Source organism: Ensifer aridi, assembly GCF_002078505.1.
GTDB lineage: Bacteria > Pseudomonadota > Alphaproteobacteria > Rhizobiales > Rhizobiaceae > Sinorhizobium > Sinorhizobium aridi.
This window is the reverse complement of record NZ_LUAV01000022.1, coordinates 251,357-262,200: the sequence shown is the minus strand read 5'-3', so window position 1 is coordinate 262,200 and position 10,844 is coordinate 251,357. Positions and strand designations below refer to the sequence as shown.

General features: G+C 63.5%; 8 protein-coding genes and 1 pseudogene. 7 read left to right on the top strand and 2 right to left on the bottom strand.

The window, feature by feature from the left end:
- Nucleotides 1–271: 271 nt before the first annotated feature.
- Together AYK65_RS20265 and AYK65_RS20260 are read right to left on the bottom strand one after the other, a co-directional pair.
- Nucleotides 272–1,438, bottom strand: coding sequence for an omptin family outer membrane protease (locus AYK65_RS20265; protein WP_244560035.1), 1,167 nt, complete (start codon nucleotides 1,436–1,438; stop codon nucleotides 272–274).
- A 633-nt stretch (nucleotides 1,439–2,071) separates the two neighbouring features.
- A pseudogene (locus AYK65_RS20260) lies at nucleotides 2,072–2,339 on the bottom strand (IS3 family transposase); the annotation flags it as partial.
- Nucleotides 2,340–2,950: 611 nt separating this feature from the next.
- On the opposite strand from AYK65_RS20260, the gene AYK65_RS20255 reads away from it, so the two are divergent.
- From AYK65_RS20255 to AYK65_RS20225, 7 genes are all read left to right on the top strand, one after another.
- Nucleotides 2,951–3,664 (top strand): DNA-binding transcriptional response regulator, encoded by a 714-nt coding sequence (locus tag AYK65_RS20255; RefSeq protein WP_081160041.1) that lies wholly within the window; start codon nucleotides 2,951–2,953, stop codon nucleotides 3,662–3,664.
- A 320-nt stretch (nucleotides 3,665–3,984) separates the two neighbouring features.
- Nucleotides 3,985–5,217 carry a cytochrome P450 family protein gene (locus tag AYK65_RS20250; protein WP_081160039.1) on the top strand — a complete coding sequence of 411 codons (1,233 nt, stop codon included), beginning with the start codon at nucleotides 3,985–3,987 and terminating at the stop codon, nucleotides 5,215–5,217.
- Between the two features lie 482 nt (nucleotides 5,218–5,699).
- Nucleotides 5,700–6,902 (top strand): cytochrome P450, encoded by a 1,203-nt coding sequence (locus tag AYK65_RS20245; protein WP_081160036.1) that lies wholly within the window; start codon nucleotides 5,700–5,702, stop codon nucleotides 6,900–6,902.
- Nucleotides 6,903–6,995: 93 nt separating this feature from the next.
- Nucleotides 6,996–8,300 carry a cytochrome P450 gene (locus AYK65_RS20240; RefSeq protein ID WP_081160034.1) on the top strand — a complete coding sequence of 435 codons (1,305 nt, stop codon included), beginning with the start codon at nucleotides 6,996–6,998 and terminating at the stop codon, nucleotides 8,298–8,300.
- Nucleotides 8,288–8,596 carry a ferredoxin gene (locus AYK65_RS20235; protein ID WP_081160030.1) on the top strand — a complete coding sequence of 103 codons (309 nt, stop codon included), beginning with the start codon at nucleotides 8,288–8,290 and terminating at the stop codon, nucleotides 8,594–8,596. Before AYK65_RS20240 ends, AYK65_RS20235 begins: the two co-directional genes overlap by 13 nt.
- A complete protein-coding gene (locus AYK65_RS20230; RefSeq protein WP_081160027.1) occupies nucleotides 8,583–9,419 on the top strand; it encodes an SDR family oxidoreductase in 837 nt (278 codons plus the stop codon). The genes AYK65_RS20235 and AYK65_RS20230 overlap by 14 nt, the downstream gene beginning before the upstream one ends.
- Nucleotides 9,419–10,762 carry a cytochrome P450 gene (locus tag AYK65_RS20225; RefSeq protein WP_081160025.1) on the top strand — a complete coding sequence of 448 codons (1,344 nt, stop codon included), beginning with the start codon at nucleotides 9,419–9,421 and terminating at the stop codon, nucleotides 10,760–10,762. The genes AYK65_RS20230 and AYK65_RS20225 overlap by 1 nt, the downstream gene beginning before the upstream one ends.
- Nucleotides 10,763–10,844: the final 82 nt, after the last annotated feature.

Genomic DNA, 10,844 nt, shown 5'->3' with positions numbered 1-10,844 from the left:
GGGCGGGCCACCGATCTCCGCCACGGAACATGACGTCTAGGGATCCGATTTTGAACGGAGAGAACAGCCTAGTTCCACTCATTCTGCTTCTCCAACGTGTGGCTCTTCCCGTGACAATCGGGTCGCGTGCCCTGCGGTCGTTCACTCGGTGGAGCGTTCGGCTCGGCCACATCTGTGTTGCTGGCCAAGGGATCAACCTTAGAAGAGCGCCCGGTGTTATCGAACTCCATCTTGCCAATGACGTTCGCCTTCGTGTTGACGCCTTTGTCAATCAAAACGAGCCCTTGAGCCCGAAGGAGATCGACATCGACTCGAAGCTTGCACCGGCCTCATCCTCTTTCGGGGGGTAGCGTGTGCCCTCCGCGGTGTCGTCGATTTGCATGTCGCCGGGTTTGTGAAACACCCGCTCGAACGAACCGGACAGATAGAGCGAAGCACTTGGAGTCAACGCGTAGTTGACCGCAACGGTAGCGCCGATAGTCGGCGCCGGATCCATGTCGTTATGGTAACGCAGATCGCGCAACCAGTGATCGTCGATCTCCTTTATGCCGAAGCCCAAGCCGCCCTGAATGCCGCCGCTGATCGTAAGATCGCCCAGGACATGTTCGCCGCTCAGGCTGAGGAAGCCAACCGGAATTTCTTGTCGGAAGCTGATTCCTTTTACCCAGTCTGGCAATGCCCAGGGTTGATCGCGGAAGCCATTCTTGCTCGAATAGAGGCCCGATCCACCATAGGCCGTCCACTGGACGTCGGTGTAGCGGAAGCCGGCGCCGACCGCGAAACTGCTGGTCTCACTGCCGTAAATGATCCGGTCCAATTCGATCGCTCCGTCGACATAGTGATCGAGTTCGGTATTGGGATGGATAGAGCGCTGGCTCCAGCCATCGTGCCCACGGCTCAGCCAGTCGGAGTCAACCAGGTGACCGTTGCCGCCGGTGCCTAGGTTGACGCTGCCCTTCAAGCTCCAGTCGTCGTCGATCTGCGCGTCAAAACCGAGGGTGAAAAGGGTCACCCCCTTGCTTTCCCAGTTCAGCTGGCTGCACTTGTGGCCCTTGCTCTCCCAACCCAAGTCTGTGCACTGCTCGGCACCGCGATAGACAAATTCCTGGGCCTTGATGTTGGCAAGGCCAATTCCGCCGAAAACGATGAGATTGCCATCGTCTGAGGAAAACAGAACGTCGTCTGCGGCGGCGAATGACGGGGTGGCCATCAGAAAACAGGAAGTGATTACGGATCCGACAATGACGCACTTTGTAAGCTGACCGCATAGTTCGTCCAGTGCCTCCGTGTTGGGCCTGAGCTTCCTCGCCTCAGCCGATTGTGGGGCATCTGACTTGCGCTCTGCCCGCGCCACCGGTGTTGATGGACCGGCTTCGCGCTGCTGTCGGGCGGCAGCGCGCGCCAGACCGTTCGGCGACTGCACATATGTTTGGAGCATGTTGTTGTCCTTTGCTGGGAAGCGATCGAAATGTCAGGACCGGGCAGGAGCGCGGCGTCGAGACGCTCGACGATCCGCTGAGCCGGTGGAAACTTCCAGGCGAGCGGTGAAAACGCCGGCCTACCGCCCGCAACTCAACGATTTCGCACCGCCAGTCGGTGTCAGGGGGCGGGGCGACCGGACGGCTTGTTGCCAGCCGTCGGCCGCCGGAAGATTTTGGCACGCCGCACATCAGGCAGGGTTTACCGTTACAAACATAGCCATTCCCAAGTCCAAGCGGAGGCGGGCTTTGCTTGGCAGTGATCTCCGGGCGGTGGCTGGCATGGCTGCATGGAGGAACTCCTGCTGAGTCGTGAGATAGGGTTGTCGCCCATTGCCGAAGCAACTGCCGCGCCAACCAGAAAACCATTTCCAAACAACGGGATCACTCTTATAGCGCGGTGTCTCATGTCGGACATATTGTCAAAACGCCGACAAATGTGTGCAACTGCTGTCATGTCCCTGGCACCTTATCAGATCGTCCGATTTATCTGCCGGTAGCGATTTTTGCTCTCAGGAGCCTGAATGCGAAGCGGCGGCGCAGAATCCCATCCAGATTGTCGCGCTGATCTCATCCGGATTGCCGCCCTGGATCGGCGCGATACAACTGATAGATGCGGTTTACCCCGGACGGCTCTCCCTCCCGCCTGAGCAGCACGAATAGTCGCCCGTAGCCGAAGCGCCGTCGCTCGTTGGCGAGATCGCGCAGCTTCTCTCGCAGTTCGGGCTCCGACGGTCGGCGTGACCGATAGCGCACCATCTTCCGGTCAGCGGATATAATCTGGCAGGCCCGCCGCTCCGAGAGACCCATGACGGCCTTCAGATGCACGACGGCTTCACGCTTGGCGGCAGGCCCTACCATTGATGGGATGGTCCGCCCTCCGCCTCGCTCATCATGAGGCGGTGAATTCAATGGAGGAAGCAAATGGCTCATCGCAATCTGCCGCGGCCGGCGGCGGTCTATGGGATGTTGGGAACGGCGTGCGCCGATCATCATGGCTTGGCTGCAACCGCAGTTCACTCGCGAGAGGCCGGATACATTTACGCAACTGGAATCGTCATTACCGCGTCACGACCCCTTGCACGGACTCTCGATAACCGTCGGGCTTATCTCTTCCGGCTAATCATCCGTTGAGAGACACCGTTTCGCCGGAACCTGACGTCAGTCAACTTTACCCGACTTGAAAAGCATTTATCTACGCAGTGGATCATTGCCATCCAAACAAACCGTTTTGGCAATCTTCCGAACGCCGATAGAGAGAGAGAGAGTTGACTTCAACCGAAGGCAATAGGGCGAATGTCGTTTGCGAGCGCTGTTAGAGGTGGTCTGAAGCCGGGAACGACCTTCGGTCTATCGGCTTATGACGCTCCCGGCGAAACTGCTTTCCGCGACGAACGCCTGGCTTGCCTGCAAAAGTTCACAAAAAATCACGCCACGAGATCCGTAAGTCTGCAGCAAAGGATTTCATTTCCATGGCCTTTTCATTTTCCACATTAATTCGAATTATCACCTTGACTGTCATAACCGCCATCGTGAGCGTGCAGCCTTCGACAGCGGATGATCTGCCCGCCCCGCAGCAGTGGGCGAGAACCCCCTTGTCACGAGTAGAAGCCCTTGCGGTTCTTCAGACTCTGAACGCGAATCTCCTCAGCAATGCCAGTGCGACGCTGACGCTCGATCGCTGGTGTGCGGCGCATAAGCTTGCACCACCGGGCTCCAAGATCGTAGCAAAACGTGTACAGGGACACGACAAGCCAGCCAACGTTCATATTCGTGAATTGCTGCACGTCGGGACGAACGAGCCGATCGTCTATCGCCATGTCCGCCTAGCATGCGGTGATCGCATCCTGTCGGAAGCAGAGAACTGGTATGTGCCTGCAAGACTGACAGCCGAGATGAACGAGGCGCTGAATACGACTGATATCTCGTTTGGTCGAGCCGTTCGGTCCTTGAACTTCACCCGAACCAACTTAACGGCCAAACTGCTTTGGTCCCCTCTTCCCGAAGGCTGGGACATGTCAGCCGAATTACCACTGCCGAGCTTAGGGTCTTTGACCCCACCGCCATTCCTTCTCGAGCATCATGCAGTGCTGAAGTTGCAAGATGGCACGCCTTTTGCTGCGTTGGTCGAAAGCTATACGAACGATGTGCTGGATTTTCCGGCTCCCCAGCTATTGCCGCAATAAAACCTGGTGGATTGGCTGCCGACTCGCCGCCAGTCTGGATTCCGAGGTGAAAAGCCGGACGCCATTCGAAAAACACCGGACAGCTACTGTCATGTCCTTGGCACTTTATCCCAATGACCTCGTCGCAGAAGGCTTTCACGAGCTTTGCTCGGACGCAGAAATCAGGAATAGCCAGTCGCATCAGGCGCATGGAAACTGAGGCTTCCATGAAACCGATCGAGTTGTCTATTTCCGCAAACCACTGGCCTGATTTCGTCCCACCACGCTTAGAGTGTCATTTCGCCCTCAGCCGGACCCGACCCCTTTAAGGAGTTGTTGGCATGCGCGTAGAAAACGATAATCGCGATGTGATCGGTGTGTCGGTCGCTCCCACGCACCTTGATAATCTGTCTTCTGCGATTCTGCAGCAGGGGGGGATGGCGCGAGTGTCGCTGCCAGGCGATGTGGTGACCTGGGCGGCAGGCGGTCACCAGACGCTCAGGCGGATACTTTCCGACCAGCGTTTCAACAGGGACTGGCGACAGTGGCGGGCGCTGCAGGACGGCGAGATTCCCGAGGATCATCCGCTGATCGGGATGTGCAAAGTGGACAACATGGTCACGGCGCATGGCGCCGATCACCGGCGCTTGCGCAGCCTGCTGTCCAGGAGCTTCCCGCCCAGTCGTATCGCCTTGCTGGCGCCACGGATCGAACAATGGGTCGATCGACTCCTGGCCGAGATGGCGCAGCGCGGCGGCAGTGCCGATCTGATGTGCGAGTTCGCCGTTCCGCTGCCCACCAACGTGATCGCCGAACTGTTCGGTTTGCCGGACGAACAGCGCGAGGAGATCGTCGCGCTCACCTACAGCCTGGCCAACACCTCCGCCACAGCCGCAGAAGTGCGACAGACGCGGCAGCGCATCCCGGAGTTCTTCCGTCGCCTGATCGCGCTCAAGCGGGGCCAGCTCGGCGACGATCTGGCTTCGGCCCTGATCGTCGCGCGCGACAACGGCGAGCTCGTTTCCGACACCGAGCTCATCGACATGCTGTTCATGGTGCTCTCTGCGGGCTTCGTGACCACCACCGGCGTCATCGGCAATGGCGTGCTGGCATTGCTGACGCATCCGCAGCAACTGCACCTGGTGCGCAGCGGCCAAGTCGCGTGGTCACAGGCGATCGAGGAGATCCTGCGCTGGGGCAGCTCAGTGGCCAATCTGCCGTTCCGCTATGCCACCGAGGACGTGGAGATCGACGGATGCATGGTCCGCCGCGGCGACGCCGTCCTGATGGCGTTCCATGCGGCGAACCGGGACGAAAAGGCCTTCGGTCCCGGCGCCGACAGGTTCGATGTCACCCGGCGGCACAACCCGCACCTGTCGTTCGGCGAGGGGCCGCATTTGTGCATGGGCGCTGCGCTGGCGCGCCTGGAATTGCGCTGCGCTTTCCCCGCGCTGTTCAGGCGGCTGGAGGATCTGGCGCTGACCATCGCCGCGGAGGACGTCGTCTACATGCCGTCTTACGTCATTCGCTGCCCGCAGCGCCTGCCGGTCACCTTCCGCCCTTCCATCGCTTAGAGAGTGCGGCATTCACCCCGGATTCGGTGATGCTCGCTTCGCCGGGGTGGCTGGTCTCGCACGAGAGGGGCATGCCGGGTTACGCACGATCGTGGCGCCGGCCAAGAAGACTTTCACGAGCTTTGCTCGGGCGCAGAAATCAGGAATAGACGGTCGCATCAGGCGCATGGAAACTGGGGCTCCCATTGAAACCGATCGAGTTGTCTATTTCCGCAAACCACCGCCCTGATTTCGTCCCACCACGCTTAGAGTGTCATTTCGCCCTCAGCCGGAACCGGACCCCCACCTACTGTCGGGTTTGTCGCGTCCGCGACATGGTGATGTTCGGCCCGGGCGTGCCGCGCTCGGTTAAGACATTGAAGGATGTGCAGAGCAGTTTATCTGAGGCGCTCCCTGCGCAGTTGGTACGATTCTTGCTGCCCTAGTTCTACGGCGGCACACGCCGGCATGCCCTTCGATCGCTTAGAGAGTGGAGTGCCACCATGTCCGAACAACCCTTGCCGACGCTGCCGATGTGGCGCGTCGATCACATGGAGCCTTCGCCCGAGATGTTGGCTCTACGCGCCAACGGTCCGATCCACCGCGTGCGCTTCCCGTCCGGGCACGAAGGCTGGTGGGTGACAGGCTACGACGAGGCCAAGGCGGTGCTGTCCGACGCGGCGTTCCGACCCGCGGGAATGCCGCCGGCGGCATTCACCCCTGATTGTGTGATTCTCGGTTCGCCGGGGTGGCTGGTCTCGCACGAGGGGGACGAGCATGCCCGGTTACGTACGATCGTGGCGCCGGCCTTCAGCGACCGCAGGGTGAAGCTGCTCGCGCAGCAAGTCGAGGCGATTGCCGCGCAGTTGTTCGAGACGCTGGCGGCCCAGCCCCAGCCCGCCGACCTGCGGCGCCACCTCTTCTTTCCGCTTCCGGCCATGGTCATCAGCGCGCTGATGGGCGTGCTCTACGAGGATCACGCCTTTTTCGCCGGGCTCTCCGACGAGGTGATGACGCACCAGCATGAAAGCGGCCCGCGCAGCGCGTCGCACCTGGCCTGGGAAGAACTGCGCGCCTACATTCGCGGCAAGATGCGGGAAAAGCGCCAGGATCCGGGTGACAACCTGCTGACGGATCTGCTCGCGGCGGTCGACCAGGGCAAAGCGACGGAGGAAGAGGCGATCGGCCTGGCGGCAGGCATGCTGGTGGCGGGGCACGAGAGCACCGTCGCGCAGATCGAATTCGGCCTGCTGGCCATGTTCCGCCATCCGCAACAGCGCGAACGGCTGGTCGGCGATCCATCCCTGGTGGACAAGGCGGTGGAGGAAATCCTGCGCATGTACCCGCCGGGCGCGGGCTGGGACGGCATCATGCGTTATCCGAGGACCGACGTGACCATCGCGGGCGTGCATATTCCCGCGGAGAGCAAGGTGCTGGTCGGCCTGCCGGCGACGTCGTTCGATCCGCGCCATTTCAACGACCCGGAAATCTTCGACATCGGGCGCGAAGAAAAGCCGCACCTGGCGTTCTCCTACGGGCCGCACTACTGCATCGGCATGGCGCTGGCCAGACTGGAACTCAAGGTGGTGTTCGGTTCGATCTTCCAGCGCTTTCCCGCGCTGCGCCTGGCCGTGGCGCCCGAAGAACTGAAGTTGCGCAAGGAGATCATCACCGGCGGGTTCGAGGAGTTCCCGGTGCTCTGGTGATGCGGAACGCCGCCGGGAATCGCGATCTTCTCCGCAATTTGTCGGCGCGCCTGGCGCGCGCCGGTCAGATCAGCCAGGCAACAGGTAACCAAGATGGACGTCCAAAAAAACACGGCAGCATGCCGGGACGCCTTCGCCGAACTGGCGTCGCCAGCGTGCATCCACGACCCGTATCCGTTCATGCGATGGTTGCGCGAGCACGATCCGGTGCATCGCGCGGCGTCGGGCCTCTTTCTGTTGAGCCGCCACGCCGACATTTACTGGGTGCTCCAGGCCACGGGCGACGCGTTTCGGGGACCGGCGCCGGGCGAACTGGCGCGCTATTTCCCGCGTGCGGCGACCAGCCTGTCGCTCAATCTGCTGGCGTCCACGCTAGCGATGAAAGAACCACCGACGCATACGCGTCTGCGCCGGCTGATCTCGCGCGATTTCACCATGTGCCAGATCGACAACCTGCGGCCGAGCATCGCGCGCATCGTCGCAGCGCGCCTGGACGGCATGGCGCCCGCGCTGGAGCGCGGGGAGGCGGTGGACCTGCATCGGGAATTCGCGCTGGCCTTGCCCATGCTGGCCTTCGCCGAACTGTTCGGCATGCCCCAGGAAGACATGTTCGGGCTCGCCGCCGGCATCGGCGCCATTATGGAAGGCCTGAGCCCGCACGCCAGCGATCCCCAGCTCGCCGCGGCGGACGCGGCCAGCGCCAGGGTGCAGGCCTACTTCGGCGACCTCATACAGCGCAAGCGCACCGATCCCCGCCAGGACATCGTATCGATGCTGGTCGGCGCACACGACGACGATGCCGACACGCTGTCGGATGCGGAGTTGATCAGCATGCTGTGGGGCATGCTGCTGGGCGGCTTCGCCACCACTGCTGCGACCATCGACCATGCGGTCCTGGCGATGCTGGCGTATCCCGAACAGCGGCACTGGCTGCGGGGAGACGCCGTGGGGGTGAAGGCATTCGTCGAAGAAGTCCTGCGCTGCGACGCACCCGCCATGTTCAGCTCCATTCCGCGTATCGCCCAGCGCGACATCGAACTGGGCGGCGTGGTGATCCCGAAGAACGCGGACGTGCGCGTGCTGATCGCGGCCGGCAATCGCGACCCGGACGCCTTCGCCGATCCCGACCGCTTCGATCCCGCGCGGTTCTACGGCACCAGTCCTGGCATGTCGACCGACGGGAAGATCATGCTGAGCTTCGGCCACGGCATCCACTTCTGCCTCGGTGCGCAACTGGCCCGGGTGCAGCTGGCCGAGAGCCTGCCGCGGATCCAGGCGCGCTTCCCCACGCTGACATTGGCCGAGCAGCCGACCCGGGAGCCCTCCGCGTTCCTTAGGACGTTCCGCGCGCTGCCGGTGCGGCTGCATGCGCAAGGGGGGCTGAGATGCGCGTCGTGATCGACCAGGATCTGTGCGGAACAACCGGGCAGTGCGTGCTGACGCTGCCGGGCACCTTTCGTCAGCGCGAACCGGACGGCGTGGCCGAAGTGTGCGTGGCAACGGTCCCGCAGGCGCTGCACGCCCCCGTGCGGCTCGCGGCCAGCCAGTGCCCGGTCGCCGCCATTCGGATCATCGAAAGCGACGCTGGCGATGACGAGCGCGCCAGCGCCGACCGTGCGCGTTGTCCGGCGGAGGCCGAGCGGCATGCCGCGAAAGACGAACGTAATCCAGGAGGACACGATGGGGCGGTTTGAAGGCAAGGTGGCCGTGGTGACCGGCGCCGGCGCCGGCATCGGCAAGGCATGCGCCCTCGCCATCGCGCGCGAGGGCGGCAGAGTGGTGGTGGCCGACATTGATGGCTCGGCGGCCATCGCCTGCACGGAGCAGATCGCGGCCGAGGCGGGCCACGCGCTGGCCCTGGCCATGGACATCGCCGATGCGCAGGCGGTGGCAGCGCTGTTCGAGACGGCGGAGCGGCACTTCGGTGGGGTCGACCTGCTGGTGAACAACGCGAGCGCCATGCATCTGACCCCGCGCGACCGCACGATCCTCGACCTGGACCTGGCGGTCTGGGATCAGACCATGGCGACCAATCTGCGCGGCACGCTGCTCTGCTGCCGGCAGGCCATCCCACGGATGATCGCCCGCGGCGGTGGCGCGATCGTCAACATGTCGTCGTGCCAGGGGCTCAGCGGTGACACCGCACAGACGTCCTACGCCGCGTCGAAGGCGGCGATGAACATGCTGTCGGCCTCGCTCGCCACCCAGTACGGTCATGCGCAGATCCGCTGCAACGCGGTTGCGCCGGGTCTCATCATGACCGAGCGTCTCCTTGCCAAGCTGGACGAGTGCATGCAACGGCATCTGCGCCGGCACCAGCTCCTGCCGCGCGTTGGCCGCCCCGAGGACGTGGCCGCGCTGGTGGCGTTCCTGCTCTCCGACGATGCTGCGTTCATCACCGGCCAGGTCGTGTGCATCGACGGCGGCATGCTGGCGCATGTGCCGACGTACGCCGACGGTGGCAACAGCCCCGCCGCGCGGCCTGCCGGCGACACCGCCGAAGCGGAGCGCTGCTGATGGACATGCTGCTCAACCCGCTGGACCGTCGGCACCGACTGCGGCACGACATCCCGGTCGTGCCCGGCGCTTACCCCTTTGTCGGGCATCTTCCCGCCATCGTCTGCGACCTGCCGCGCCTGCTGCGGCGCGCGGAACGGATGCTGGGCAGCCATTTCTGGCTGGATTTCGGCCCTGCCGGCCACCAGATGACCTGCATGGATCCGGATGCGTTCGCACTGCTCCGGCACAAGGATATGTCCTCGGCGCTGATCGAAGAGATCGCGCCCGAATTGCTTGGCGGAACGTTGGTCGCCCAGGACGGCGGCGCGCACCGGCAGGCGCGGGATGCGATCAAGACGGCGTTTTTGCCCAAGGGGCTGACCCAGGCCGGCATCGGCGACCTGTTCGCGCCCGTCATCCGGGCGCGGGTGCAGGCGTGGCGCGACCGCGGCGACGTAACCATCCTGCGCGAGACCGGGGACCTGATGCTGAAGCTCATCTTCAGCCTCATGGGAATCCCCGCGCAGGACCTGCCGGGATGGCACCGGAAGTACCGGCAACTGCTGCAGTTGATCGTTGCGCCCCGGGTCGACCTGCCCGGACTGCCCTTGCGGCGCGGCCGCGCCGCCCGCGACTGGATCGACGCGCAGTTGCGCCAGTTCGTCCGCGACGCGCGCGCGCATGCCGCGCGCACCGGGTTGATCAACGACATGGTGAGCGCCTTCGATCGCAGCGATGATGCGCTCTCCGATGACGTCCTGGTCGCCAATATCCGCGTGCTGCTGCTTGCCGGTCACGACACCACCGCCTCGACGATGGCCTGGATGGTGATCGAGCTGGCGCGGCAGCCTGTGCTGTGGGACGCCCTGGTCGAGGAGGCGCAACGCGTGGGCGCGGTGCCGACCCGGCACGCGGACCTGGCGCAGTGTCCGGTCGCGGAGGCGCTGTTCCGCGAGACGCTGCGCATGCATCCGTCGGTCACGCTCCTGCCGCGTCGCGCGCTGCAGGAATTGCAACTTGGCCAACGGCGCATTCCCGCGGGCACCGATCTGTGCATCCCGCTGCTGCATTTCTCGACCTCGGCGCTGCTGCACGAGGCGCCTGATGAGTTCCGCCTGGAGCGGTGGCTGCAACGAACGGAGCCGATCCGGCCGGTGGACATGCTGCAGTTCGGTTCCGGCCCACACGTCTGCATCGGCTACCACCTGGTATGGCTGGAACTGGTGCAGTTCAGCATCGCCTTGGCGCTGACCATGCACAAGGCAGGGGTGCGGCCGCGGTTGCTGAGCGGCGTCGAAAAAGGCCGGCGGTATTACCCGACCGCACATCCGTCCATGACAGTCCGCATCGGATTCTCATGAGCAGGCGTCCGCATGCCCCGTGCGGCGAGGCAGCGGCACCGGCGGCGCGCGGCATTGCTGAACTCGGCGCGCGCGCTCGGTG